Raw genomic sequence first — 25,762 nt, 5'->3', positions numbered from 1 at the left:
GGGCGAAGCGCTGGGCCTCTACGGCACCTGGCGCGGCGGCAACGGTGTCGACCCGTATGCAGGCTTCTATGTGGACGGCTCGCTGCAACGTGCGCAGTTCCGCAATCGCGTGGAAGGCATCGGTCTGGACGCGGAACGCTATGACAGCCGTGCCTGGCAGGGTGCGGTGGAAACCGGCTACGCGTTCCGTGTGGGCGGTGCCAGCAACGGCGGCATCTATCTGGAGCCGCAGCTGCAGGTGGGCTACAGCCGCTGGGACAGCAGCCGCCACACCGAGGCCAACGGCACGGTGGTGAGCACCGAGAATGCCAATGGCGTGTTCGGCCGCGCGGGCCTGCGCCTGTCCGGCGTAACCCGCTGGGGCAATGGCGCGGCTGAAGTGCAGCCGTACCTGGCCGCGAACTGGCTGCATACCCGCGCCGAATCGCAGATCCGCTTGGATGACGAGATCGCCGATGCACGCGTGCCGCGCAGCCGTGGCGAGTTCAGCGGCGGCGCATCGGTGAAGTTTGCCAATGGCATCGGTGCCTGGGGCGGGCTGTCGCTGCAGAAGGCCAGCGGCTATCACCAGACCAGTGCACAGGTGGGTGTCAGTTACAGCTGGTAACCGGTCGCCTTCAGCCCGCGGTCGATTCGATTGCGGGTTGATATCAAGGCGGGAGGTGTGGCTGCCGGACTGGGGTTCGCGGCCACGGCGTGAAGGGCGCGACAGGGATTGTCGCGTCCGAGACTTGTTTGCCGGGATCTACAACGGAGAGTGACGTGACCTTTCGATTCTGCCCGTTTGGCAGAAACCATCAATGAGCGTTCCACGATGTGATGTGTACAGGATGGCGCCGCAGCGGACATCCCGCTGCCGGGATTGGAACCCCCGGACGAAACTGAAGATCTGCCTGTCGTGACTACGGCGGGCGCTGCGTGTGGCCGTCTGGTCATCGGAGTTTTTCTTCAGTTTCTCCGGGTTCCAACCTCGCATCGCCCGCCACCCTTGCGGTGGCCCTCGCACCCAAGGAGTTTCCGCATGAAACACACGCGTCCGCTCAGCCCGGCCATGGAATCGCTGTTCCAGCGTATCGAACATGCCCTCAACAGTGCCGAAGGCATGGCCATCCTCATCGGCGAGCAGTACGGCCCCGAGCCGAAGCCACCCGCGCCCATGGGGTACAACGCCAAAGAGATCGCCAACGCGATGGTAATGCTGAGCCAGCATGGTCGGTCGTTGCTGCAGAAGTTGCGCGCGGAAGCGGAAAGGGTGACCTATCACTAGCCCGCGATGCAGCCGAACCTGCTCGGCGCCGTGCGCACCGCACGCAGCGATTGCTGCCCTCAGCCTGGCAATGCGCCCTGCAAGGTGGCGAGGTCGGCGCTGTCGATCGGCCTCACCACCCGCGCCACCTCCTGGCCGTCATGCAACAGCACCACGGTGGGCCACAGTTTTACCTTGAAAGCACGCCCCAGCGGCTTTCCCTTGCCATCCTCGATCTTCCAATGCACCAGATCGTGGGCGTCCACAAACGCCTGGAGTGCGGGCTGCACGGCCTGGCAATGGCCACACCAAGGTGCACCGAACTCGAGCAGTTGCCAGCCGGTCTGAGCTTCCACGTCGGCGCCCGCAGGCTCCGCCGCCGGGTAGTCACGCATGAACGGCATGCCGGTTACGCCGCCAACGCCTTCTGGATATCCGCCAACGGTGCGTTGGTCAGGTCCTTGGCGATATCGCCCAGCAGGCGCGCCTGGACTTCCTTGTGCAGCAGCGGGCGGATGCGGCCCAACGTGGTCGGATCGGCCACCAGTACCAGATGTGCGTAGCGATTGTGCAAGGCATCCTCGTTGAGCTGCTCGGCTACCTGCTTGGCGAACGTCGCTTCATTGAGCTGCGAGATGGACATATCCTTCGGCACCGCGCCGGCCGGCCCCTGCCCGGATACACCCTGCTCGCTGATGTCCTGCAGGCGCAGTTCGCCTTCCTGCTTCAACGCCAGTTGATGTTCGTTGCCGACGTTGGTGAACACGCGGGCCGAACCACCATCGGCGACGATGATCAGCGTGCCTTCGGGAATGCGACGGGTCATGCGGTGCTCCTTCTCGATTGCGTTCTGCGCTACCGTAGACAGCGTTGCGTGAGCGCTGCGGCCAGAGTTCGTTCAACGCATGTCATTGCACGCTGCGCGGATGAACAGGCGTGATGGAACACAGCGTGCAGATCAGCCCGCTTCTCTGCATGCTCACGCCGATGCCGTTATGATGAACGGATGATCGACACGACCCACTACGTGACGGGCGCACCTGTTACGTGGGAAGCACTGCCGACCGGCGCTTCGCTTGCCACGATGGCTCCCGCCCTGCCCTTCCACCGCCTCGCGCTGGATCCTGGCGGATGACGCCCGCAGGCGCTCTGGCCTGCCCTCCCTACGCTGCTGTGACCTCCGGCCGCTGACTGCGCGACCGCTGTGATCCTGTTGCTGCGTTTCCGCCGTTGCGGCGGTGCGCTGCCGTGCGCGTGGCGCCGTGCCTGCACACATTCCCCGGCCCCCACGCCACTCACCGATGCCCCTGCGCCACCTGCGCCTGCATCGCCGTTTCCGATTTCCGGGACCTACCTCACCGCTCATTTCCCCTCTTCTGCCTACAAGGGAGCCCCCATGCAGGACACCCCCGATGCACATGCCCATTTCGGCTGGTTCAAACGCCGCCGCCACCTGAAGGTCGATGAGATCACCGTCGTCGACAAGCCCATGCTCAAGCGCGCCGTCGGCGCCGCCGCACTCGGCAATGCCATGGAGTGGTTCGACTTCGGTGTCTACGGCTATCTGGCCGTCACCATCGGCCAGGTGTTCTTTCCGTCCAGCAATCCCACCGCACAGGTGATCGCCGCGTTCGCCACCTTCACCGTGGCGTTCCTGGTGCGCCCACTGGGCGGCCTGGTGTTCGGGCCGCTGGGTGATCGCTACGGCCGCCAGAAAGTGCTGGCGTTAACCATGATCCTGATGGCGCTGGGCACGTTTGCCATCGGCCTGATTCCCTCGTATGAGCGCATCGGTATCTGGGCACCGGTGCTGTTGTTGCTCGCACGCGTGGTGCAGGGCTTTTCCACCGGCGGTGAATATGGCGGCGCGGCGACCTTCATCGCCGAATACTCCACCGACCGCAACCGCGGCCTGATGGGCAGCTGGCTGGAGTTCGGCACGCTGGGCGGCTATATCGCCGGCGCAGGTACCGTAACCGCGCTGCACATGCTGCTGAGCAGCGAGCAGATGCTGGACTGGGGCTGGCGCATTCCGTTCCTGGTGGCCGGCCCGCTGGGCCTGCTCGGCCTGTACATGCGCATGAAACTGGAGGAAACCCCGGCATTCCGCGCCTTTGCCGAAGAAGCCGAGAAGCGCGAGCATGACCGCCCGGGGCTGGGCGCGCTGTTCCAGGTGCACGGTCGCCAGCTGCTGGTGTGCATGGGCCTGGTACTGGTGTTCAACGTCACCGACTACATGCTGCTGACCTACATGCCCAGCTACCTCAGCGTCACCATGGGCTATGCCGAGAGCAAGGGCCTGCTGCTGATCATCATCGTGATGCTGGTGATGATGCCGCTGAACATCGTCGGCGGATTGTTCAGCGACAGGCTGGGCCGCCGGCCGATGATCATTGGCGCCTGCATCGCGCTGCTGGTGTTGGCGGTGCCCTGCCTGCTGCTGGTGGGCAGCGGCAATGACGGACTGATCTTCCTGGGCCTGATGCTGCTGGGGCTGGCGCTGGTGTGCTTCACCAGCTCGATGCCGTCCACGCTGCCGGCGCTGTTCTACACCCCGGTGCGCTACAGCGCGCTGTCGATCGCCTTCAATGTGTCGGTGTCGCTGTTCGGTGGCACCACGCCGCTGGTGACCGCGTGGCTGGTGGAGCGTACCGGCGACCCGCTGGTGCCGGCCTATTATCTGATGGGCGCGGCGGTGATCGGCCTGGTGACCATGCTGTTCGTGAAGGAAACCGCCGGCCTGCCGCTGCGCGGTTCACCGCCGGCCGTCGGCAGCGACAAGGAAGCGGCCGCGCTGTTGAAGAGCGATGTGCCGGTGACGGTGGACCCGACCCTGCCACCGCTGCCGGATGTTGCCGAGCCCGAGCAGGTGAAGCCTGCCTGAGGCCGGGTGCAGAATGCGATCCACGCATGGCGTGGATCGATGGGCCAGGTGGCGCCGGGTGGATACGCCCGGCGCTGCATGGCGCTACGTCTTGATGCGGGTCAGCTTCCCCGGCGTCCAACGCAGCGTCCAGGTGTAGTTTCCGTCCGGCGGACAGACGTGGCGGAAATCGCGGGGAATTTCGCAGACCGTTGCGCCTGCGGTAACGGTGAAGGCAACGATGATCCGGTTGCCTTCGATTCGGATCGACTGCACCGCGCCCGGAATCTGGATGCCGGCATCATCGCCATAGCCATACCTGCGGATGGCGGCATAGTCCTCTGCCTCCACCGGAGACAGGCTCTTCGGGTTCTCCTGGCCACGCGGATCGTTCGCTGTCAGCGCCGTCATCACCGCCACCACATTGCTCTGCGCGAAGCTGCCGCCGGTGTAGGTGGACGTGTAGAAATACACGACCTCGGCACGGCCATCGCCATCGAGATCGGCAACAGCGGTCCACACCGGACGGAACTCGGATTCGATGTCATCGCCGGGAATCAGCCGCAGATTGGCTTCGGCGGCCCGATACGCCTGTACCAGGCTGGGCGGCGCCACCTCCCGCTTGGACGCGGCCGGCGCGGCCATCGCCGTCAGGCTGGACAGCGCCAGCGCAGCAAGCGCCAGCCAGGTCGAAGTGGAGCGGAACATCGCAGGTCCGTGCATGTCATCCTCCTTGGGTGTGCGGCCAGTCTAACCACAGCCAAGGCATCCCCGCATGGCGTGGATCTAGCGCGGGGTGTTCGATTCCATTGCACGCATCACGATGGGCTTGGCCCAGCCGGGCGTGTGCAGCAGGTCGGCTACGGCAATCGGGTACTGCAGTTCGCCTGCAGCCATGGCCAATACCGGCAGCGGCACCACGCAACCCTGCCCGTCGGCCGGTGCGCTGTTGTCGTAGACGTGCAACTCGGCCAGGTGCGGCAGCAGCTCCAGCAGGTTCGCGCGCGCGGAATCGAAACGCGCGCGGATCTTCTCGACTGGAATGTCATGGCCACCGGCGGCCACCCGCGCAGCAACACGGGCGATATGCAGCTCAACATCGGCCAGCCCACAGAACCAGATCGCCACCTGATGCCGTTCGCAGGCCTCACGCAGCAGGCGCGGAATGGTGTTGCCGCCGAGCGTCGTCTCGAAGGCGAAGTCGGTGCCATCGGCCATGGCCTGGCGCAGGCGGCGGGTGCCTTCCTGCCATGCCTCGGCGTTGGCCTCCGGCAGCGACCAGCCGGCGTCGACCAGGCGACGGGTGAACGAGTCCGGGTTGAACCAGCTCAGCCCTTCGGCGTCCAGCCAGGTGCCCAGCAGCGAACTCTTGCCGGCGCCATTGACACCGGCCAGCGCCAGGATGCGTCCCATCGATCAGAGCGGGCGGCCGAGGGTGACCTTGCGGCCGCGCCGGATCGGCTGGCCCAGCACCTTGCCCAGCCCTTCACCGCGCTGCAGCCCGGCCAGGGTCTGGTCGAACTCGCGGCGCAGGCGCTGCAGTTCCTCGTTGCGCTCACCGGCATCGCCGCCAGCGGCCTTGGCCAGCAGTTCCTGGTAGGTGCGGATGTCCACGATCACCGCTTCCGGGTGATTGTGGTTGGTGATGACCAGCGCCTGCTTTTCGCGCACGGTGCGCATCAGGCTCGGCCAGCCGCGGGTCTTCACCGACGAGGCCGGGGCCTTCTCGAGGCCAGGCAGATCCAGCGGCAGGGTCATGGCACGGCTCCAGGCGGGGCGGATGGGAACCACTATACCCAATTTGGCCAAATTGGAGATAAATGCCCTTTTACCCAGGCAGCCCGGTGTCCGGGGCGTCGGTCTGCAGCAGGCTGTCGCGTTCGCGCAGCGGGAAGCGGATCCAGGCATCCAGGCCTTGCGGGGTAAAGCGCAGCTCGCCGCTGCCGGCCAGTTCATAGGGCACCCGCTGCTCGATCAGGACCCGGCCCAGGCCACGCTGGCGTGGCATCTCCCACCCCTCCACCTCGGCATGGCGCTCGCACCAGTGCAGGCCCAGCCACGGCTGCCCGTCCTGCACCTGCAGGTGCCAGCAGACATCGACCCGCCCGTCCTCGTGGGCCAGCGCGCCGTGCCGGAGCGCATTGGCGGCCAGCTCATGGATGGCCAGCGACAGTACTTCGGCCGCCTTCGGTGGCAACAGCACATCCTCACCCTGCAGGTGACAGGCGGCGGCCGCCGGTGCCTGCGCCGCGATCTCCTCCTCGAGCATGCCGCGCAGGCAGACCCCTACATTGGCGCCGCGGGTCAACAGGCTCTGCGTGCGCGCCAGTGACATCAGCCGCGCGCACAGGCGCTCGGCATACTCGTCCACGCTGCCGACCGATACGCGGGTCCGCCAGGCAATGGCATGGATGGTCGACATGATGTTGCGCACCCGATGCTGCAGTTCGGCCAGCAGCACCGACTGGCGCTCGGTGGCACGCTTGAGATCGTCGATGTCCACGGCGATCGCGAACACGCCACTCACCCCGCCATCGGCATCACGCAACGGTGCGGCGGCGACGCGCGTCCAGCGCGCGCGCCCGTCGTCATGGATGAACTGGAACTCCAGGCCTGGGACCATCGTCTCCCCCCGCAGGGCGCGGGCGATGGCGAAATCGTGGGGTTCGATGCGCGAGCCATCGGGATGCGTACCCTGCCACCGGTAATGGTTGGGGCGATCCGTGGAGGGCACCTTGCCGGTGGGAAGATAGGTCCGCATCTGGTCGTTGGACAGCTGCAGGTTGCCGTCGGCGTCGACAATGCAGACACCCACCGGCAGCACCTTGAAGGCCAGCGCCAACCGGCGGTCGCTCTCACGGCGCTTCTGTTCCTCGCGTTCGCGGGCCGCCTGCGCGACGTGCGCAGCGGTCGTTTCGAACATGGTCACCAGCACGCCGTTGATGCACCCGTCCTCTCCGCGTATGGGGCTGTAGGTGATGGTGAACCAGACACCCTCCAAGCGCCCCCGCCGCGCCAGCGGATAGAGCTTGTCCTCATAGGTGATGGTCTCGCCCTGCCACACACGCTGGTAGATCGGGCCATTGATGTGCCAGACCTCGGGCCAGCACTCGCGCGTCGGCTGGCCCAGTCCGCCAGGATGCTTGTCAGCCAGTATCTCGGCATAGCCATCGTTGTAGAGCTGCACCAGCTGCTCGCCCCACAGCACAATCATCGGGAAGCCGTGCGCAAGCATCAGGTCGACGGTGGCGCGCAGGTGCGGCGGCCATTGCTCGATCGCACCCAATGGCGTGCCTGACCAGTCGTGCCGGGCAATGCGGGCGGCCATGCCGTCATGGCGCGCATGGGCCTGCAGCGACGGCGGCATGCCTGCCGCGCGCTCAACGGCCCGGAGGCCTTCGGTGCGGCGCGACATGCCGCGCAATCAGGCGATGCCCGCAGGGGCCTGCGGCGTCGCCACCAGTCCCGCCAGCTGCTGGACCAGGGCCTCGATGTGATAGGGCTTGGTGCAGCGGGGCGCATCCGCGAAGCGGCTGGGCAGGTTGTCATCGTAGCCAGAGGTCAGCATGAACGGCGTACCCGCTTCGGCCAGCCGGTCGGCCAGCGGATACACCTGTTCACCGCCCAGGTTGATGTCCAGCAGGGCCACATCGATGGGGTTGTCATCCAGCAGCCGGGCGAGTGCCTGCAGATCCCCGGCCGGCCCCACCACCTGCGCGCCCTTCAGCTCCAGGTAGTCCACCAGGAACATCGCGATGGCGAATTCATCTTCCGCCACCAGTACTCTCAACCCTTTCAGGCCTTCAGGTTTGTTGCCCGCTTCCAGCACGACCGGCGCTCCTCGATACACGCGGCCCACCTCCGCCGCAACGGCCGTAGGATGCGCGAACCGGGCTACAAGGGCGCGTGATGATCGATGAAGATCGCAGCCGTGGCGCATTCACTCCGGCATGGCAGCGGTGCGTTCAGAACGCACGCTCCCATTTCAGGCTGAGCAGGCTTCGGTCATGGCTGTACAGCCAACCGACGTTGCTGTCGATGCAGGCGTAGCGCAGGCTCAGGCTGGGCACCAGCCCGCCCACCGCCAGCCGCTCGCTGCGCACGATGGCGATCAGGTTCTGTTCGTCGTCCTGCCTGCGCGCCTCCAGCAAAGGACTCCAGGCACCATAGTCACGGTGACGCAACGACACGAACACCGTGGCCGTGGTGCCACTCCACTGCCGTGCCGCGCCCAGCCGCAGGCCGTGCTGGCGGTAGCCGTTGGCCGGGTCGGCTGCGCTGCTGTCGGTCAGGTCCACGCCCGCGAACAGGGTCCAGCGCGGGTTGAGCGCGCGGAACCAGGTGGCATACAGCGCGGCCAGTTCGCCATCGTAGTTGTCGGCCAGGCCCGGCTGCCGGTAGCGCTGGCGTTTCCAGTCGGCCTCCAGCTTGAGCAGGCTGCGCGCGTCCAGGGCGTACTGCCATTCGCCGTGCACACCACTGCCGCCCTGCAGGGCGTGGTTGCCCAGCGCCTGGTAGTCATGGCTCGGCGCCAGCTGCAGGGTGTGCCGTGCACTGCGCCAGCTGTAGCCGGCCTGTACGCTGGCGTTGAGCTCGTTGTATGCGCTGTAGCCACGCCAGGCCTGGCCGAACGCCAGCCCACGCACGTACAGGCCATGATGGCCTGCCAACGCCCAGCGCCGTTCCAGGCTGGCGTCGTAGTCCAGGCCGGTGGCGCGCTGCGCTTCGGGCAGCGTGCGTTCGATCAGGCAGGTGTCGCCGACACCGAACAGGCAGGTGCGGCTGGCCGAACTGCGGTTGATGTTGTCGCTCCATGCAGGCCCGGCGGCGACCGCACCCTTCCAGCGCCTGCGTGCCTGCAACGCGTCCAGATAGCTGTCCACGCGTGCGCGCACACCCGCGGTGGCCGGATCGTTGCTGTCGATACCGGCCTTGATTGCACCGAACAATGCCACCGCCTCGCGGTCGCGCTGGTCTTCGGCATAGACGCGCGCCAGTTCAAGGCGGGCGGGCAGGAAGTCCGGCTGCGCTGCCAGCAGTGCTTCGTACTCCTGTGCGGCGCGCGAATGGTCACCGGCCACGCGGGCCAACGCACCCTGCGCGTAGTGGCGCAGCAGCGGATCGTGCCCCGGAAGCTCGATGTATTCGGCCAGGAACGCCGCAGCGGCCGGCCACTGCTGATGCTGCAATGACAGGTAGAGGGCCTGGCCGAGATCATCGACGGTGCGCTCCACCCGCACGGTCTGGCCATCGATGGTGAGCGTCGGCCGTTGCGATTCGGCCTGCTGCAGGCGCTGCTGGTCCTGCTGCTGGTGGCGCAGTTCGTTGCCCTGTTCGAGCACGCGGCGCAGATCGTCCTGCTGGGCGCGCACGTCGGCGGCAGCCAGCAGCAGGAACACAAGGAAGATGGGGTGGCGCATGGTCGATCCGTGGTGGTGCATGCGGCGGGCCGAAGCAGGGACTGGCGGATCGCGGCTTGTCCCTGCCCTGCCCCGTCAGGGGCGTGGCAATCAGTTCTTGCTGCCGCCGAAGGCGGTGTCGTACTGGCTGTTGCCGGCGAACGTAGCGATACCGGCCAGGGTGGCGGCGTTGGCGCCGAAGAACTGGCCCTGGCTGTTGCCGGTGACCGAACCGTTGGCCACAGCGGTGCCGGCGAAGGACGCATCGGCGCTGTTGATGTTGGCGCTGATCGCCAGGGTCTGGCCACCACCGGTCAGGCCGCCGGTCAGCTTGCCGGTACCGAAGTTCGCGGCGAAGGTTCCGCTGAGCAGGTTGCTGCCGTTGAACTTGTTCAGGCCGGCCACCGCGTACGTGGCGGTGCCGCTGGGCAACGTGGTGCCCGCACGGTCGCCAGCGAAGTACACCTGGCGATTGTTGAAGCCGCCTGCGGCGCCATCCTTGGACCATTCACCGAACCACACATCGCCACTGCCCACCTTGACGAAGTTGAAGTGGCCCATGCCGGCATGGTTGCCCGGGGTGCCGGTGATCGGCATGGCCAGCGTACGCACGGTCACGTTGCCCACGGTGGTGGGGGCCGAGTACGCGGCCAGGCCCTGGAAATCGACCGGCTTGGCGTTGGAGACGGTGCCGACACCGATGCCGGCCTTGCCTGCGCTGTGCGGGCCGCCGTTGACTTCGGAAGCACCGACCTTGACGTACAGCTGCGAATCGGTGGCCGGGCTGGCCGCACCGACGATGTCGGCAGCCTGGGCGACACCGGCCAGGGCGAAGGTGGCGGCCACGGCCAGTACGGAACGGGAGATCATCTTCATGGAACTACTCCTTGGGTTGAGGGAACTACAGGTACAACAACAGAACAGGTCATCAGAAGCGCGCGGTGACACCGAGCTTCAGCGTGCGCCCTGGCGCCGGCAGCGTGGAGCGCGTGGCCGGGTCGACGTAGTAGCGGTTGCCGAGGTTGGTGCCGACCAGCTCGACGCTGGCATGGTCGTTGATGCGCCAGCGCGCGTAGGCATCGACGGTGGTGATGTGTCCCCAGGTGAACGGCACGTTCTGCCAGATCAGGCCACCACTGCCGGCGTACAGGCGGTCTCGGTAGGCCTGCAGGTCCGGGTTCTGGTGGCGCCGGTAATGCACGATGCGGCTGCCCAGCTCCAGGCGCTCATCGAACAGCCGGGTGCCCAGCGACCCGTTCACCGACAAGCGGGGAATGGCCTGGGTCAGCAGGTAGCCGCTGACGAAGCCGTCCTGCACGCAGTTGGGCACCTTGCCGGCCAGTGCATCAAGCTGCACCGCCATGCTTTCGTCACAGACCTTGTTTTCCAGCGTGCGGGTGATGCCCAGGTCGGTGAAGAAGCGGCGGTTGTCGAACCGCGCCTGCAGCTCCGCGCCACGGATGCGCTGCTTGTCCAGGTTGTCGAACAGGAAATTGCCGTCGCGCTCGATCACGTTGCGGGTCTTGTGCACGTAGTAGGCCAGCTTCACGTCGGCGTCGGCGGTGTTGCCGAACAGCGCCGACAGGTTGTGCACGTAACCCACTTCGTAGTTGTAGGCGTGCTCGGGCTTGAGCGGGTACAGCGGGTTCAGGCTGCTGGAGAACGCGATGGTGCTCTCGAACATGCTGGGGAAACGCACCGCCTCGCTGTAACGGACGTAGGCGCGCGCATTGGGCGAGAAATGCGCGGTAGCCGAGAAGGTCGGCAGCCAGGCATGGTCGCGCCTGCGCTCATTGCGCCCGGACACCGTCTGCGGCCGCCCGCTCTGGATACTGCACAGGATCTGCGACCCCTGCACCGGCAACAGCCCGGGAATGGCCGCCACCTCGCCATTCAGGCAGGGGTTGCTGGCACGGCTGTAATTGCCGTCCGCATCCGGCAGCCACGGAATGGCGTGGTCCACCGCAACCGGCGTCTCATACCTGCTCAGCAGGCCCTTCAGCAGATCATCAACAATGAAGCCCATGCCGATGCTGTCCCAGAACGCGCGCTGCGACTCGATGGCGTCGATCTCGCCCTGCAGGCTGGCCGGGCGTTCGGGCAGTTCGTTGACGCGGTAGCGGGCCTCCTTGGGGAACACCGAGGTGGTCAGCAGCTCCGGGTGTTCCTGCAGGAAATCATCGAAGGCCCAATAGCGCGCGTAGCGCACGCCGGCACTCAGGGAGAGGAAATCCATCGGCCGCCAGTCCAGCACCAGGTAGCCCTCGCCTTCCTCGCGGCGCCCGGCGCGCGGATACATGCGCCAGCCATCGCTGACGCCGAAGTACGGGTCTGCCGAGCGCAGTTTCTCGAACTGCCAGTTGCCGCCCACGGTCAGGTCCAGGGTGGAATGCAACGCGAAGCGGTTGCTCAGGGTCAGGCCGGTGCGGTCGTTGCGGGCATTGGCCAGCGCGGTATTGCGCAGGATCGGGCTGCTGCCGGGGTTCCAGTCGGGGTTGCTGGCAAAATTGGGGAAGCCGCCAGCGGTGTACGTATCGCTTGTGGTTTCGGTGCGCCACAGGTTGGCACGCAGGTCCAGCCAGCGGCTGCCGGCGGGCTGCCAGTGGTATTCCAGGTTCCAGGCATCGGCATCAACGCGGCTGAGCGGCCACTGGATGCGACCGTAGTCGGGCGCTGACAGGATGCGCGAGGGCATGATCTCGCCGTAGTGGGAGAGCGTACGCCGCCAGGTCGCGCGCAGCTGCTGGTCGTCGCTGATCTGCCAGGTCGCCTTCAGCAACCACGACTCCTGCTCGCTGGAGGTGTTGGGCACCTCGTCGCCGGGCTTGAAGTAGCGCGCCAGCGTGGTGATGTAGTCCAGGCCCTTGTACTCGAACTGCTCGCGCGGATCCTGGTCGTAGTACGCCGCGCCCCGGGTGCCGGAAAAGTAGTTGCCCCGCTTGCGCCAGGCATAGGCGGCCATCAGGTCCACGTGTTCGCCGCGCAGGCCCAACGCCAGCCGCCAGGCCTGGTCTTCCCCGGCGAACACATTGGTTTCAGAACCGCGCGACTTCACCGGCACCAGCAGCGTGCTGTCGGCATACGGTGCCGAGGGCGAGCCCTGCGGGAACCCCGGCACCGTGCGGTAATCCTCGCCGGTATGCAGCCGCGGCAGGCGTGGAGCCACCGCGTTGCTGCTGCCTTCGATCTTCAGCTCCCCGCCGAAGCGCTCGCCGGCAGCAACAATGTCGTCAACGTCGATGGTCTTGATCACCAGCGCGCCACCGATCCCGCTGTGCACATCGCGCACCAGCCCTGGCCCCTTGATGACCTGGATGCCACCAATCAGGTTGGGATCGATGTAGTTGCGGTTGCTGACGCCGTTGTAGCCGCGCCAGACCGTGAGCGCCTGCTCGCCACCGTCGATGCTGACCGGCACCCGCCCCGGCCCCTGGATGCCGCGGATGTTGATGTCCAGCGCGCCGCTGTTGCGCGCATCACCGCTGAACACACCGACCAGATCCTTGACCACGTCGGCCGGATTGGAGCCGCGGTAGCGCTCCACCCGGTCGCGCCCCGAATACGCCGTGGTCATGTCCAGCGCGAACACGTCGTCGTAGCCGCGCCGATCGCGGGCCTCGCCCCCTTCCGACTGCAGGCGACCGGCTACGTCCAGTGTTTCGGTCACCCGCACCCCTTCCCCATCCCCCGCCTCCGCTGCGGCGCGCAGGCTCCAGGTGCCATCCATGCCGCGCTGGGCGCGCACGCCACTGCCGCGCAGCAGCTGCTGCAGGGCCTGCATCTGGCTGTACTCGCCGTTCACCGCACTGGAGCGGCGGCCCTCCACCAGGTCACTGCGGAACACCACCTGCACATCGGCCTGGCGGCCAAAGCTGCGCACGGCATCGGCCAATGGTTGTTCCGGGATGGCGTAACTGCGCAGCGGTGCGGCCATCGCCGCCTGCGCCTGTACGACCGGCACCCAGGCCAGCGGCAGCAATGCGGAGGAGATGGCCAGGGCCAGGACGGTAGCGCGACGGTGACAGGCGGATGCCGTGGACGGCATGGACAGGAACTCCTCAAGCGGGGCGGGACCACGGGCACGTCCGGTGCCCGGTGGTGTGTCTGGCTTGAGAAGAAACGCGGTTTCGCTCTGGCTATACCTCTATAGACAGCGGGATGCGACGACTGCCCACGGTATTTTCATGTTTTTTTCATGCGGCCGGTGCATCCAGGCTCCACAGCTGCTTCACCACACCAGCAACGCACCACCGGGCAAGCGTTGCACCCGCAGTCCCGCCTGCGCGGCCACGGCGTCGATGGCGGTTTCCGGCTGCTGCAGATGGAACAGGCCGCTGACCCGTACGCGTGCGCCCTGCCCGCCCACCACCCAGACCGGGGCGCGCCGGTAGCGGCCGAGATCGGCGATGGCCCGTGCGGCGGGCAGATCGTCGATCGCCACCTCACCGCGACGCCACGGCGCCATCGCCTCCGGCGCGGCCTGCTGCAGCGGCTGCAGCCAGTGCCCGTCACGGAACGCGCGCACCTGCCCAGCCCGCAGGCGCTGCACGTTGCCATCCCCCGGGTGCACATCGACCACGCCCTCGCTGACTTCGGTGGTGATGGTGGCGCCCTGCATCGATACGCTGAACGCCGTACCGATATCGCGGATCTGACCACCGCCGGCTTCGACCTGGAACGGCCGCTGCTCGTGCGCGACCTGGAACCAGGCCTGCCCGCGCAGCAGGCGCACACGCCGCTGCTGGCCATCGAACGCGAGTGCCAGAGCGGTGCCGGCATCGAGTACCGCCGTGCTGCCGTCGTCCAACTGCACAACGCGCGGCGCATCGCTGCTGCGCACATCGCTGCGCGCCAGCAGCAATGCGTACGGTGTGGACGCGACCATCAGCACCACGGCTGCGGCCGAAGCCAGCAGCCACGGCAGGCGACGGCGCGGTGCGATCGGGCGCAGCCCCTGGCGATCAGCGGTCAGCTCGGGCAGCGCTGCCAGCACCTCCGGCCCGGCACCGTCCAACCGCTGCCAGAAGGCCTGCTGCTGGTGCCAGGCCCGCGCATGGCGGGTATCGGCCAGCAGCCAGCGCTGCAGGGCTCGTTGCTGCGGTTCCGGCAGCGGGCCTGCACTGCACCGGATCACCCAGCGCAACGCCTGCCTGGCCTGACGCGGCGAGGGTTCGGACGTGGTCATGGTTGTGGCCTGCCGCACCACGAACGGGTGCGCTTTCCTGTTCTGACAACGGCGGGCGCGATCTGCCCACGGTAATCGCCGCTCATCGCCGCGCCCCCTGCTGATGCTGTTGGATCAGCAACGCTGCACGCAGCACATGCTTGCCGACCAGACTCTTGGAAATGCCGAGGCGCGCAGCGATCTCACGCTCGCTCAGGCCCAGGTATCGATTGAGGACAAAGCACTCGCGCACCTGGACCGGCAGGGCGAGGATGGTCTGGGTGATCTCGCGTAGCTGCGCCTGGTCCAGCGCCTGTGCCTCGCCATCGCGACTGGCCTCGGCCATGTCGACGGCGTACTCGGCCATGGCACGTCGCTCGCGGGCGTCGGCCTGGCTGCGGTTGAGCGCATGATGGTAGGCCATCCGGTACAGATAGCCGCGCGGCTCGAGGATGGGCGGATCGCCGGGTACGCTGCTGGCCTTCAGGTACAGGTTCTGCAGGGTGTCCTCGGTGCTGGCCGGGTCGAGGTAGCGCGCGACGAAGCGCGACAACGCACGGCGCTCGCGGATCAGCAGCTCGACCAGCGCCAGGGCATTGGGAGACATAGGTGCCAAGGCCGGACCGGGGAATGATGGGCGTGATGGCGACGGTCCGGACGTGGATTGTGGGCTGCATGGCCGCAGGCGGCAAGCGGCGGCCCCGCACATCATCCATGCAGGGCAGATCCACGCCATGCGTGGATGGCGGCCTACGGCTCGTCCAACGCTTCGAAACACTCAGCGAGGTAATCGATCAACGCGCGCGCTGGCCTGCACGGCTGCGGCATCCCGTTCTCGTACGATCGTCGTGACGACGCCGGTTCTGGCTGGCGCCGCCTTCGGAATCAGTCGAGCATGGCTCGACGCTACGGTGGGATTGGCCGAACATGACTCGGCCCTACACACAACAGGAGATCCCGATGGCCTACGCACGCATTGTTTCGACAGCCGACGACTACCTGCACCACATCAGCAACGGCAGCTTCGATGTGGATGCGGACGAGCCTGCTTCGCTGGGTGGCCAGGGCAAGGGCTTTGCGCCGTTCGACCTGTACCTGGCCTCGCTGGCGGCGTGTACCGCCATCACCCTGCGCATGTATGCGCAGCGCAAGGGCTGGGACCTGGGCGAGTTCCATGCCGAGCTGCGCTCGGAACGTGACGAGGACGGACGCTTCCACGTGCACCGCGTGCTGCATGCCAGCGCCGAGCTGAGTGATGCGCAGTGGCAGCGGTTGCTGGAGGTGGTGGAGAAGACCCCGGTGACCCTGGTGATGCGCGAGGGTGCACGCATCACCAGTGAGCGCGGGGGGGCAGCGTAGCCCCATCCACGCATGGCGTGGATCTACAGACGACGCTCGCCGGGCATGGCCCGGCGCTACCGGAGCGGCGCGGGGCCATCGGGTAGCGCCGGGCCATGCCCGGCGGCCGCTCAACGCCTTGAATGCAGCACGGTGCGCTGGCGCATCGCGTTGAATTCCTGCTCTACCTGCTGGATATCCTCGGCCTGGAACCCGGCCGCGTCCAGCAGCTCGTCGGCGGCGGCGGCGGCCAGCGGATCATCGTCACGCTGGCGCCAGCAGCGCGCTGGCAGGAAATACCCCACTTCGCTGCGCCCGCGCATGATCACCACCGGCCGGCCTGCGTACAGCAGGAACTCCGCCAGGTGCTGGCGCAGCCCCTCCACCGAGACATAGGCCGGGCCGATGCCCAGCGATCGGCTGGACGGTTCGGAACTCTCGAACAGCTTGCGACGGCTCATCCACTCCTCCTTATGTGCAGCGCGTGGTCTCCTTTCCTTAGACGGGCGCATCGCTGCGCCCCCGCCACGCACTACGTGATCCACATCACGCCGTCACTCAGAACCCGGTATTGAACTCCAGCTGGAACACATCGATCGACAGTGGAGCACCGGACACTTCCTTGGCCGCCATCCACTTGCCGCTGATCCAGCTGCGCGCGTCCAGCGCGTAGGCGCCGCCCACGTAGTAGCCGCGGGCGTTGGTGCCCCCGAGGTGGAAGTTCGGGTCGTTGTAGGCGTCCGGCAGCGCATCGGCCTCGATGCGCTTGTAGCCCAGCAGCGCCTGCCACTGGCCCTTCTCCTTCAGGTCGGTGGCACCGAAAGTGGCCTGCACCATCCAGGCGGTGTCGCCGCTGCGGAAGGTGTCGATGCTGGCGGTACCACCGGCGCCGTAGTTGTTGACGATGCCGTTGTTGGCGCGGCTGAACATCGCCTGCTTGTCGTAGGCCAGGTTGCGGATGTAGTCGCCATCCAGGCGCAGGCCGATGCCCTGGGCCAGCTGCGTATCCCAGCGCAGGTTCAGCGTGGCCAGGCGGAATGCCGAGGCCAGGCCGACGTACTGCGGGGTGGGCGTGTTGGCTGGATCCAGCGGGTTGCGTGCGATGTCGCGGATCAGCATCAGGGTGTTGCCCTTCTGCATGAACGCCGGGCGCGACCAGTCGGTGTCGCAGCCCACCGCGCCCGCATACAGCGCGCACGGCGAGGACAGGCGGCCGCTGATGTTCTTGAAGTCGTAGTAACCCAGCGCGGCGCGCAGCGCGTTGTCATCGTTGAAACGCCAGTTCACGCCGACCTGTGCGCCGGACAGCCACTTGTTCTCGTTCGGGGTCTTGACCCGACTCTGGCTGGGCGCGCTGTCGGAGGTGTACTCCAGCGGTACCACCGCCAGATTGCCGAACAGGCCAAGGTCACCGCCGTCGAAGTCGTACTGCAGGTTGGCGGCCAGGCCATCGAAGTTCAGGTCGTTGGAGAACAGCGTATCGCTGGTCCAGAACGGATTGCCGAAGCGGCCGCCGCGCACCGTCACCCAGTCGGCCGGGCTGTAGGCCAGCCAGGCCTGGTCCAGCCACACGTCCTTCTTGCTCAGGCCACCACCCAGCTGCTCGGTGGTTGACACCGGGCCATTGCTGCTGCCGCTGGCCAGGCGCACGCCAGCCGTGGTGTGCTGGCCGATGGTCGCCTCGATGCCGAGGCGGGCGCGGATGCGCCACAGGTTGCGGCGGTCCTGGCGGGTGTTCAGCAGCGGTGGCAGCTGCAGGTTGGTGTTGGTATTGGTGTCGAAGCCGTTGCCGGAATTGATCGACGACCAGTTGCTGACGATGTCGCTGTTGCGTTCGGAGAAGAAGCGCGACTCGCTGCGCACGCGCATGTCACCGGTGACCTTGATGCGCTTGGTCCACTCAGCCACTTCGTTCGGCGCCGCCCAACCCTCGGACCTGGCCTGCGTCATCACTTCCTGGCGCACTTCGTCACGAATGCCGTCGCGCACACTCTGCGGTACGTACGGCACGCGCACGTCACCGGCCTCCAGGGCCACGCCACCACTGGCGGCCGGTGTCCCGGCGGCCGCGGTGCGCTGCAACGCCGCTGCTTCGGCCTGCGCCTGCACCAGCAATGCCTGGCCGTCTTCGGGTTTCAGTGCACCGCTGGCGATCAGCCCCTTGATCAGCTTGACCATGGTGGTTTCGGCGGCCATCGCGCCGGCCGGGGCGGCCAGGCTGAGCAGCACGGCGCAGCACAGCAGCGCCCGTCGGGCCGGCCGCGGGTGGCGGGAGTCGGTTCGTGCACGGACGTGGTCGTTCATCACGGTTCTCATCGGAAGAAGGGAAATCACGGAGGTCGGGAATCAGGCCCCGGGCCGGCGGCCCTGGATCAGGACGCGGGCGGGGAAATCAAGCGACGGCGGCGGTGCCTGGTCGACCTTGCCGATGCGACCCAGTGCATCGAGCACGGCCGCGTCGGCCTCCTCGTTGCCACTGCCACGCACCAGCTCGACCTTCTCCAGGCGACCATCGCTGGCCAGCCACACATTCACCTGCAACTGGAACGCCAGGCGCTTGACCTTTTCGTCGCGCGAGATCGCCTGCTGCATCAGGTAGCCGAGGTAGCGCCCATAGGTGGCGTTGCCGGCACCGCCACGACCGACACCGGACGAACCGCCACCACTGCCGGACTGGATGCCGAAGTTGTCGCCACCGGCCTGCGCGTCGGCATTCATCGTCACCGGATCGCTGTTGTCCGGGGTCGGCGTCGGCTCTTCGGCCGGCGTCGGCTGATCCAGCGGCTCCGGTTCGGGCATCGTCTCTTCCGGCGGCGTTTCCGGTTCCGGCGGTTTTTCCGGTGGCGGCGGGGGTGGCGGAGGCGGTGGCGGCAACGCCAGCATCGGCGGCTGCACCACCGGCCGGCGGGTGCTGGCGGTGTCCTTGAACAACAGCCACCACAGCGCGACGCCGAGCACCAGCAACGCGACCAGCACCAGCGCGACGGTCACCCGCAACGGGCGACCACGCATGCCGGGCTCCGGCCGGGGGGGTTGATGGGCGGTCATGCCTCAGCCCTGCGCCTTGCCGGTGACCAGGCCCACCTGGGCCAGCTCCAAGCGCCGCAAGAGGTCCAGCACCTCGACCACCCGGGCATACTGCACCTGTGCGTCTCCGCGCACGATCACCGGGAAATCCGGCGTGGTCGCGCGCTCGGTACGCAACCGGTCTTCCAGCTCGGCCATCGTCACCGGGTAGGCATCCAGGAACACCTGGCCGCTGGGGTCGATGGTGATCGCCTTGGTCTTCGGCTTCTCCAGCGCCACGCTGTTGCTGGCCTTCGGCAGGTTGACCTCGATACCGGGGATGGAGGCGTTGCTGGTCAGGATGAAGATCACCAGCACCACCAGCAGCACGTCGACGAAGGGCGTCACGTTGATGCCCTTCTCGCGCTTCTTGATGCCGAACTTCGCCTTCTGGCCCATGGCGCGCTCCTCAGCCCTGGACCGCGGCCGGGCCGCGCCCGTCCTGCTCTTCGGCCAGGCGCGCGGCAAACTCGTCGATGAACACCGCCATGTCCGCACCGATCGCTTCGGCACGCGCGCCAAGGTAGTTGTAGCCGAACAGTGCAGGAATCGCGACGCCGAGGCCAGCCGCCGTACACAGCAACGCTGCGGCCATGCCGGGTGCCACCGAGTTGATGTCGACCGCGCCAGCCATCGCCGCCACCACGAACACCAGCATGATGCCGATCACGGTGCCGAACAGGCCCACATACGGGGCCCCCTCGATGGTGGTCGACAGCCAGTTCATGCGTCGTGCCATCGCCTCCTGCTCACGCACCATCACCGCATCCATCGACGCGCGGATCGCCGCGATGGTGGCGCCACTGAGGTAGCCACTGTTGCCGTCGCGCTGATGGCGCTGCTGCATTTCATCAATGGCCACCTGGTAGATGCGCCACAACGAACCGTCGTGCATCGCGGCAGGTGCCTTGCCCTGGCGGTCCATGTCGGACAGGGTGCGCAGCGGCACGCCGGACAGCTTGCCGAAGCTCTCGGTGAACACTGCATTAGCCTTGCTGGTACGGCCGAAGTGCCGCCCCTTGGCGATCATGATCGCCCACGACAGCAGCATCATCAGGCCGAGGATCGCGACCACCACCCAGGCATCGAACGGCATCGCCTTGAGGATGAAGGCGAAGTGGCTCTGCCCGGCTGACTGCTCGTCCGCGCCGTAGCTGATCAGCCGCGAATCGGCACCCTGTGCGGTGGCATCGGCCAGCAGCAGCGCGGCCGGCCGTGCCACGCGCGAGACGCGCAGTTCATCCAGCGCACCTTCGAAGTTGGCCAGTGGCTGCATCGCCCCCGGCGCATCGGCACCCACCACCGGAGCCGTGCCCAGCGCTGGCAGCGCACCGCTCAGCTGGGCAACGACGCGCCCATTGAGGTACAGCTGCAACGCGCCCTTCTCTGCCGTCAGTGCAACGTGTGCCCACTGTCCTTCCGGAACCGGCTGCGCGGGCGTGCTGCGCTGGCCATTGAGCTGCACGAACGGCACGCGGTTCTCGATGCCCAGCACCAGCTCGGATGCGCCGTCGCGACGCGCATAGATCGCCTGCGCCGCAGTGTTGCCGCCCGGCTTGATCCAGGCTGAAACGGTGAGCGGCGCGCCCGCTTCCTGAGCCAGCGATGCGCTGGCCGGCAGCGGCAGCGGACCGGCGCCCAGCTGCACGCCACGGCCGATCACCGAGCCTTCCGACGGCGGCACCACCGCACCGGCATTGTTGCCATAGGCGGTGGTGTCGCGTGCCGGCGCATTGGCCTCGGCAAAGTGGTAGACCAGCGTGTAGTCCGGATCGAACACCTGCTGGCCATTGCCACTGGCCGGGGCCTTTTCATTGCCGTAGTACATCCAGATCGTCTGCGGCGCCGCGGCACTGACCGCCGGCACGTCGACCCAGACCAGGGCCAGGCCCATCCTGGGATCGAACTGTTCGATCTGGTGGGCCAGCACGGTACGGCCATCACCCGAGACGAAGCGCAGGTCGTTGCCCGCATCCTGGGTTCCGTCAAAGCCGAAGTTGCCGGTATGCAGGCGCAGCAGCAGCGGCGTGCGGCCCGGGTCACCGGCCAGGCCCGCGCCCTGCGGGCCGGCGTCGATGGTGATCGGCTTGCGGTACTTCCATTCGGCCTGCCACCAATTGGCATCGGCCGCAGCCACCGGCAGCGCAACCAGCGCGGCCAGCAGCAACAACACTCGGGAAAGCAAACGGTCCATGCGAAGGGTCTCCGGAGAACGCATGTTCAAGGGAAGGGTCAGTAGCTGGTGCTGATGTTGAAATGCAGGCGCGGGTCGTCCTTGCGCGTGACCGGGCCATCGGCATACGGCCAGGCGTAGTCCAGGCGCAGTTGCAGGTGTTCGCCCAGGCGCAGCTGCGCGCCCAGGCCGACCGAGGCCAGGTTGTACTTGTCGCGCTGTTCGGGCAGCGGCTGGCGCAGGCGCAGGTAGGCCGCGTCGGCAAAGCTGTAGACACGCAGGTCGGTGCCGCGCCACAGCGACCACGCAGGAGTGCGCCATTCCAGGCTGGCCAGGCCGCCGTAGTCGCCGATCGCCTCGGCCGACAGGTAGCCACGCACGGTGTACATGCCGCCAGCGGCGAACTGCTCGGCCGACACCAGGGGCGCATCGGTTACCTGCAGCGAGCCACGCGCATACCACTGCCAGTCGTTGCCGAAAGTGTGGGTGTTGGCAACATCGGCCTTGAAGGCCACGAAGCTCGGGTCCGCCCAGTAGCGCTTCTGCCCGAACGCGGTGGCGTCGCTGCCGTAACCAAACAGGCGGCGGGTACCGGCCACCAGCTGGGTGTTGATGCTCAGCTGATCCTGCTCGCCCTGGCGCACGCCGACGAAGGCCAAGGTGATCGGCGCGTACTTCAACGGTGTTTTCAGGCTTTCCTTGCCCATTTGCGTGTCTTCCTCGGTGTCCTTGAAATCCACACCGAGGCTGAGCTGGCGCCACCACTGGCTGCTGCCGGCCAGGCGGTAGTTGAGCTTGAGGCCGATCGAATGGCCGTTGCCGATCACATTGGTGCCGGTGCCGGTACCGACCTGCCCACCTGCATTCAACACGCGGCTGTCGGATCTGTAGCCGGAGGCTTCCAGGCTCCACGGCGTACCTTCGAACGGCATCGTGTACGAGGCCGAGAACACCTTGGCCTGCTTCGTGTCTTCCGGCGCCAGATACACGCCGAGGTTGGCGCTGTGCCCACGCTTCCACAGGTTGTCGTAGGCCAGCGATGCACTCAGGCGCAGCTTCTCGGTGTCGGCGCCATGGTCGTTGTTGAGTGACGCACTGGCACGCCACGGCGATTTCTCCTCGACCTGCAGGTCCACATCCATCGTGCCCGGCACCTGGCCTTCGCGCACCAGTGGCATCACCTGGCGACGCCCGCCTTCGTTCAGTGCGGTCAGTTCCTTCTGGGCCTGGTCGAAGTCAGGCACCTTGCCCTCGGCCAGCGCCGGTACACGTTCGCGGATGCGTTCGGGCGACTCGTGGCGGGTGCCGACCACGCGCAGCTGGCCGATCGGCGTCTGCTGCACCTTCAGCAGCACCACGCCCCCACTGACCTGCTGCTCGGGTAGCTCGACGTAGACCGACTGGTAACCGGCCTGCTGATAGAGCGCGTGGACCGCATCGCGCGCCTTCTCGACATCGGCCAGGGTCTTGCCCGGGCCGAGGAACGGTTCCACCGCGCGTTCAATGTCGCGTGGATCGAGCACCGTGTTGCCGCGCACGATGTATTCGTTGATGTTCACGCTGGGCGCGGGTGCTGCCTCCTGCGCGAACAGCGGCAGCGGCATCGCGGCCAGGGCCAGCACCAGCGGATGCAGGCGCAGCGGAAGGCGAACGGCTCGGCACGGAACAGGATTCATCGAAGGCATCGCGTCGTATCGAAGGGAGGGGCCAGGGAGCGGCGCGTGGATCTACCAACAGGACGTGTACATCGCGTCAAAGCCGCCAACAGTTTTGTGACAGCACTGTCATCTTTTGAAAGCGCCGCAACGCACGCAGGCGGACCCTGCCTTGGCCACCCGTCTTCATTGCAGGACATCGATTGCTGCGGGAGATTCGAGATGTGTGAATCGTTGATGCCGGACCTGCGCGCGGCCCTCGCCCTCGCCCTGCTGCTGGCGCTGCCATCGGGTCGCGCCGACGAGGCGAAGGAGCAGGAAGAAGCTGCGCCCTGCATCGAAGTACTGGTCAACGGCGAGCGGATTCCGGCCTGGGACTGTCTGCAACGCAAGCTGGCGCCTGCGACAAGGCCGGCGAAGTCGGCGGCGCTCCCCGAAGCCGAACGCCTGATGCAGCAGCCCGGCAACCAGCTGATGCAGTACAACCTGGAAGGCACGCGGCAGCGCATGGGCGATGCGTTCGGTCGCTCGGTGGTGCCGCAGCGACCTGCGCAATGAGTCTGCGCCTGTGTAGCGCCGAGCCCATGCTCGGCTGTCTTTGTATCCGTCGGCGAGGCCAAGCTGAAGCAGCCGAGCGCAGGCTCGGCCCTACAGGGCGGCCGGCACGATGCCATCGCTCGGCACCGGTGGCAGCGTGGGCACCGCCAGGCTGCGCGACTGCCCCGCCTGGTTGAGCTCCACCGTATTGGCACTGATGCTGGCCAGCACCGTGCAGGGCCCCAACCGCTGGCCCGGCGCGTAGGCTTCGGCAGGACGCCCATCCACCGAGAGCAGCGCAAGCGGTGCGTGGTCGCCGGCCAACACGCCCAGCACCACCACCTCGGTCTGCACGGCGCCGGGGGACAACAGGCGCACCAGCGGCAGGCTTGCCACCGCATCGAACATCGGCCGCACCGCCGCCTCGGTCTTCACCTCGCTGGCCACGGCCGCCGGCGCCACCGCAGACAGAGTGATGCTCCAATAGCCCACTACGGCCAGCAGCAGCGCCGCCGCCAGCAGGGTCAACATGCGATTGCGATCCCAGCGCCTGCCGTCCATGTTCCGCACCATCGCCACGTTCGTGTCTGCCCACGCTAGCAGGTGCGGCTGACGCTTTTGTTTCATCATGCGGGCCTACGCTGGCAGGCATCGACCCGGACAGGAGGCAACGTCGATGCAGCGCGTGCCGCGTGGTTTCACCCTGCTGGAACTGATGGTGGTGCTGGTGATCATCGGTATCTGCACGGCGGGTATCGGGCTGGGCCTGGGCAGCCTGCTCGACCCGGGCCGGCAGCTGCGACAGGAAGCCGAACAGTTGGCGCAGCGCCTGCAGGTGGCGCGCGACGAGGCCCGGATCGATGGCCGCCCCCTGCGCTGGCAGGCCGACGCCGCCGGCTACCGCTTCAGCCGCCGCGAAGGCACCCGTTGGGTGGATGTGCAGCGCGACGACCTGCTGCGCCCACAACCATGGCAGCTGGCGGGCATCGCGGTGCAGCCGACCACGCCGATTGAACTGAGCCCCGAATGGATTGGCGTGGCGTGGGAAGTGACGCTGTCGTTGCAGGGCCGCCAGCTGCGTCTTCGTGATGATGGCAGCGGACAGTTGCAGGTCGTGCAGTGAAGCGGAACAGGCACGGGTTCACCCTGATCGAAGTGCTGATCGCATTGGCGATCGTTTCAATCGCACTGGCGGCGGTGATGCGTTCGGTGGCGGTGGCTACCGACGATCAATCGCGCCTGCGCGACCGTCGGCTGGCACTGATGTGCGCGCAGGACCGCTGGCAGGAGCTGCGCCTGGCCAGGCAGCCGCCGCAGGATGCACGGCAACGCTGCGAGCAGGGGCGCAGCACGTTCCTGGTGCTGCAACATCTCGGCACCGGCAGCGACAGCCAGCCGCAACTGGAACTGAGCGTGGTGGCCGAAGATGCACCGCAACAGTCCCTGGCGCGGATGCAGCTGCCATGGACCACCATGCAATGAAGCGGGTCGCGCGTGGCTTCACCCTGATCGAAGTGATGATCGCGATCACCATCATGGGTGTGCTGGCGCTGATCTGCTGGCGTGCGCTGGACAGCGTGGCCAGCAGCGACCAGCGCCTGCGCCGGGCCGATGCCGAAACCACGACGGCGCTGCGCATCCTGCAGCAGTTCCAGCGCGATATCGAGATGCGTGCCGACGACGCGCTGATGAATGGTGCAGTGCGTCCGGCCGATCAACCGCAGCGGCTGCTGCCTCCGTCCCTGGTAAGCGAACGGCACCCGGATGGCAGCTTCGCGCTGGAGATCACCCGCAGTGTCGGCAGTGATGGACTACGCTGGCAGCGGGTGCGCTGGTGGCGGCAGGGCAATACGCTGTGGCGGGCCAGTGGCGCGGCGACGGATCGATACCCCCTGCCCGCGCCTGAGCCGTCGAAGGGCATTGCGGTGGCCAGGGATGTGCAGCGGTTCGAGGTACGCGCCTGGCAGCCGGGCGCTGGGTGGGCGCTGTTGCCGAGCGAAGGCGAGGTGCTGCCGGCCACCGGGCTGGAACTGCGGTTGGGCCTGCGCGATGGGCGCGGGTCGCTGAGCTACCGGCGGGTGCTGGCGTTGTAGGGTTCCTCCCAGGCAAAGCATCCACGCATGGCGTGGATCTGCTGCCGAGCGGCTTCTACTGCCCGGCCTGCTTTGGTGGGTGCCGACCTTGGTCGGCACTGATGCTGGCCCAGCCATCCACGCATGGCGTGGATCTACTGCCGAGTGGCTTCTACTGCCCGGCCTGCTTTGGTGGGTGCCGACCTTGGTCGGCACTGATGCTGGCCCAGCCATCCACGCATGGCGTGG

At 67.1% G+C, this 25,762-nt stretch carries 27 protein-coding genes; 8 read left to right on the top strand and 19 right to left on the bottom strand.

Annotated features, from left to right (window positions below):
• Together AC5P74_RS19890 and AC5P74_RS19885 are read left to right on the top strand one after the other, a co-directional pair.
• Positions 1–607 (top strand): autotransporter outer membrane beta-barrel domain-containing protein (locus tag AC5P74_RS19890; protein WP_495205042.1); only part of this gene is annotated, 607 nt, incomplete at its 5' end.
• Positions 608–1,021: 414 nt separating this feature from the next.
• Positions 1,022–1,267 (top strand): hypothetical protein, encoded by a 246-nt coding sequence (locus tag AC5P74_RS19885; protein ID WP_053500445.1) that lies wholly within the window; start codon positions 1,022–1,024, stop codon positions 1,265–1,267.
• A 59-nt stretch (positions 1,268–1,326) separates the two neighbouring features.
• Here AC5P74_RS19885 and AC5P74_RS19880 read toward each other — a convergent pair whose 3' ends face one another.
• Both AC5P74_RS19880 and AC5P74_RS19875 read right to left on the bottom strand, forming a co-directional pair.
• A complete protein-coding gene (locus AC5P74_RS19880) occupies positions 1,327–1,650 on the bottom strand; it encodes a thioredoxin family protein (RefSeq protein ID WP_346608028.1) in 324 nt (107 codons plus the stop codon).
• Positions 1,651–1,655: 5 nt separating this feature from the next.
• Positions 1,656–2,072 carry a host attachment family protein gene (locus tag AC5P74_RS19875; protein WP_053500442.1) on the bottom strand — a complete coding sequence of 139 codons (417 nt, stop codon included), beginning with the start codon at positions 2,070–2,072 and terminating at the stop codon, positions 1,656–1,658.
• A gap of 570 nt (positions 2,073–2,642) precedes the next feature.
• On the opposite strand from AC5P74_RS19875, the gene proP reads away from it, so the two are divergent.
• The gene (gene proP / locus AC5P74_RS19870; RefSeq protein WP_329842136.1) at positions 2,643–4,130 is read left to right on the top strand and encodes a glycine betaine/L-proline transporter ProP; all 1,488 of its coding nucleotides are present in this window, start codon (positions 2,643–2,645) and stop codon (positions 4,128–4,130) included.
• An 84-nt stretch (positions 4,131–4,214) separates the two neighbouring features.
• Here the strand turns inward: proP and AC5P74_RS19865 are convergent, their stop codons facing one another.
• The 10 genes from AC5P74_RS19865 to AC5P74_RS19820 all read right to left on the bottom strand — a co-directional run bounded on the left by AC5P74_RS19865 (position 4,215) and on the right by AC5P74_RS19820 (position 15,279).
• Positions 4,215–4,832 (bottom strand): hypothetical protein, encoded by a 618-nt coding sequence (locus AC5P74_RS19865; protein ID WP_053500439.1) that lies wholly within the window; start codon positions 4,830–4,832, stop codon positions 4,215–4,217.
• Positions 4,833–4,895: 63 nt separating this feature from the next.
• Positions 4,896–5,522: an ATPase gene (locus AC5P74_RS19860; protein ID WP_329842134.1), complete on the bottom strand. Its 627-nt coding sequence runs from the start codon at positions 5,520–5,522 to the stop codon at positions 4,896–4,898.
• Positions 5,523–5,525: 3 nt separating this feature from the next.
• Positions 5,526–5,867, bottom strand: coding sequence for a type II toxin-antitoxin system prevent-host-death family antitoxin (locus AC5P74_RS19855; protein ID WP_005416745.1), 342 nt, complete (start codon positions 5,865–5,867; stop codon positions 5,526–5,528).
• A 70-nt stretch (positions 5,868–5,937) separates the two neighbouring features.
• Positions 5,938–7,524: a sensor histidine kinase gene (locus AC5P74_RS19850; protein WP_329842132.1), complete on the bottom strand. Its 1,587-nt coding sequence runs from the start codon at positions 7,522–7,524 to the stop codon at positions 5,938–5,940.
• A 9-nt stretch (positions 7,525–7,533) separates the two neighbouring features.
• Entirely contained in the window at positions 7,534–7,938 is a 405-nt protein-coding gene (locus tag AC5P74_RS19845) for a response regulator (RefSeq protein ID WP_329842292.1), read from the bottom strand.
• A gap of 136 nt (positions 7,939–8,074) precedes the next feature.
• The gene (locus AC5P74_RS19840) at positions 8,075–9,529 is read right to left on the bottom strand and encodes a surface lipoprotein assembly modifier (protein ID WP_329842131.1); all 1,455 of its coding nucleotides are present in this window, start codon (positions 9,527–9,529) and stop codon (positions 8,075–8,077) included.
• 90 nt (positions 9,530–9,619) lie between these two features.
• Complete coding sequence (locus AC5P74_RS19835) at positions 9,620–10,384, bottom strand: Slam-dependent surface lipoprotein (protein ID WP_053500433.1); 765 nt, start codon at positions 10,382–10,384, stop codon at positions 9,620–9,622.
• Between the two features lie 52 nt (positions 10,385–10,436).
• Positions 10,437–13,553 carry a TonB-dependent receptor gene (locus AC5P74_RS19830; protein WP_346608027.1) on the bottom strand — a complete coding sequence of 1,039 codons (3,117 nt, stop codon included), beginning with the start codon at positions 13,551–13,553 and terminating at the stop codon, positions 10,437–10,439.
• A gap of 183 nt (positions 13,554–13,736) precedes the next feature.
• Positions 13,737–14,693: a FecR family protein gene (locus AC5P74_RS19825; protein WP_329842129.1), complete on the bottom strand. Its 957-nt coding sequence runs from the start codon at positions 14,691–14,693 to the stop codon at positions 13,737–13,739.
• An 82-nt stretch (positions 14,694–14,775) separates the two neighbouring features.
• Positions 14,776–15,279, bottom strand: a complete 504-nt coding sequence (locus AC5P74_RS19820) for an RNA polymerase sigma factor (protein ID WP_053500427.1) — start codon at positions 15,277–15,279, stop codon at positions 14,776–14,778.
• Positions 15,280–15,632: 353 nt separating this feature from the next.
• Between AC5P74_RS19820 and AC5P74_RS19815 the strand changes: the two genes are divergently transcribed.
• Entirely contained in the window at positions 15,633–16,031 is a 399-nt protein-coding gene (locus tag AC5P74_RS19815; protein ID WP_053500426.1) for an OsmC family protein, read from the top strand.
• A gap of 110 nt (positions 16,032–16,141) precedes the next feature.
• On the opposite strand, the gene AC5P74_RS19810 is transcribed toward AC5P74_RS19815, so the two are convergent.
• The 6 genes from AC5P74_RS19810 to AC5P74_RS19785 all read right to left on the bottom strand — a co-directional run bounded on the left by AC5P74_RS19810 (position 16,142) and on the right by AC5P74_RS19785 (position 22,925).
• Positions 16,142–16,471 (bottom strand): hypothetical protein, encoded by a 330-nt coding sequence (locus AC5P74_RS19810; protein ID WP_053500994.1) that lies wholly within the window; start codon positions 16,469–16,471, stop codon positions 16,142–16,144.
• A gap of 97 nt (positions 16,472–16,568) precedes the next feature.
• Positions 16,569–18,314, bottom strand: a complete 1,746-nt coding sequence (locus AC5P74_RS19805) for a putative porin (protein WP_070489819.1) — start codon at positions 18,312–18,314, stop codon at positions 16,569–16,571.
• A 42-nt stretch (positions 18,315–18,356) separates the two neighbouring features.
• On the bottom strand, positions 18,357–19,022 hold the full coding sequence (tolA, locus tag AC5P74_RS19800; RefSeq protein WP_346608085.1) for a cell envelope integrity protein TolA: 666 nt from the start codon (positions 19,020–19,022) through the stop codon (positions 18,357–18,359).
• 39 nt (positions 19,023–19,061) lie between these two features.
• Complete coding sequence (locus AC5P74_RS19795; RefSeq protein WP_005409874.1) at positions 19,062–19,475, bottom strand: ExbD/TolR family protein; 414 nt, start codon at positions 19,473–19,475, stop codon at positions 19,062–19,064.
• A gap of 10 nt (positions 19,476–19,485) precedes the next feature.
• Positions 19,486–21,270 carry a DUF2341 domain-containing protein gene (locus tag AC5P74_RS19790; RefSeq protein ID WP_329842126.1) on the bottom strand — a complete coding sequence of 595 codons (1,785 nt, stop codon included), beginning with the start codon at positions 21,268–21,270 and terminating at the stop codon, positions 19,486–19,488.
• A gap of 38 nt (positions 21,271–21,308) precedes the next feature.
• Positions 21,309–22,925 (bottom strand): ShlB/FhaC/HecB family hemolysin secretion/activation protein, encoded by a 1,617-nt coding sequence (locus AC5P74_RS19785; protein WP_346608084.1) that lies wholly within the window; start codon positions 22,923–22,925, stop codon positions 21,309–21,311.
• A 201-nt stretch (positions 22,926–23,126) separates the two neighbouring features.
• Here AC5P74_RS19785 and AC5P74_RS19780 point away from each other — a divergent pair, with 201 nt between their 5' ends.
• Positions 23,127–23,462 carry a hypothetical protein gene (locus tag AC5P74_RS19780; protein ID WP_346608083.1) on the top strand — a complete coding sequence of 112 codons (336 nt, stop codon included), beginning with the start codon at positions 23,127–23,129 and terminating at the stop codon, positions 23,460–23,462.
• A 90-nt stretch (positions 23,463–23,552) separates the two neighbouring features.
• On the opposite strand, the gene AC5P74_RS19775 is transcribed toward AC5P74_RS19780, so the two are convergent.
• A complete protein-coding gene (locus tag AC5P74_RS19775) occupies positions 23,553–24,014 on the bottom strand; it encodes a hypothetical protein (protein ID WP_346608082.1) in 462 nt (153 codons plus the stop codon).
• 103 nt (positions 24,015–24,117) lie between these two features.
• Here AC5P74_RS19775 and gspH point away from each other — a divergent pair, with 103 nt between their 5' ends.
• The 3 genes from gspH to AC5P74_RS19760 are packed head-to-tail and all read left to right on the top strand — an operon-like array spanning position 24,118 to position 25,534.
• Entirely contained in the window at positions 24,118–24,564 is a 447-nt protein-coding gene (gene gspH / locus AC5P74_RS19770) for a type II secretion system minor pseudopilin GspH (RefSeq protein WP_053500980.1), read from the top strand.
• Entirely contained in the window at positions 24,561–24,923 is a 363-nt protein-coding gene (gene gspI / locus AC5P74_RS19765) for a type II secretion system minor pseudopilin GspI (RefSeq protein WP_346608081.1), read from the top strand. Before gspH ends, gspI begins: the two co-directional genes overlap by 4 nt.
• On the top strand, positions 24,920–25,534 hold the full coding sequence (locus tag AC5P74_RS19760) for a prepilin-type N-terminal cleavage/methylation domain-containing protein (protein WP_070489813.1): 615 nt from the start codon (positions 24,920–24,922) through the stop codon (positions 25,532–25,534). The genes gspI and AC5P74_RS19760 overlap by 4 nt, the downstream gene beginning before the upstream one ends.
• Positions 25,535–25,762 lie beyond the last annotated feature (228 nt).

Source organism: Stenotrophomonas sp. YJH_SMC_94-11, from assembly GCF_059370435.1.
This window is presented reverse-complemented; position numbering and strand designations above follow the sequence as displayed.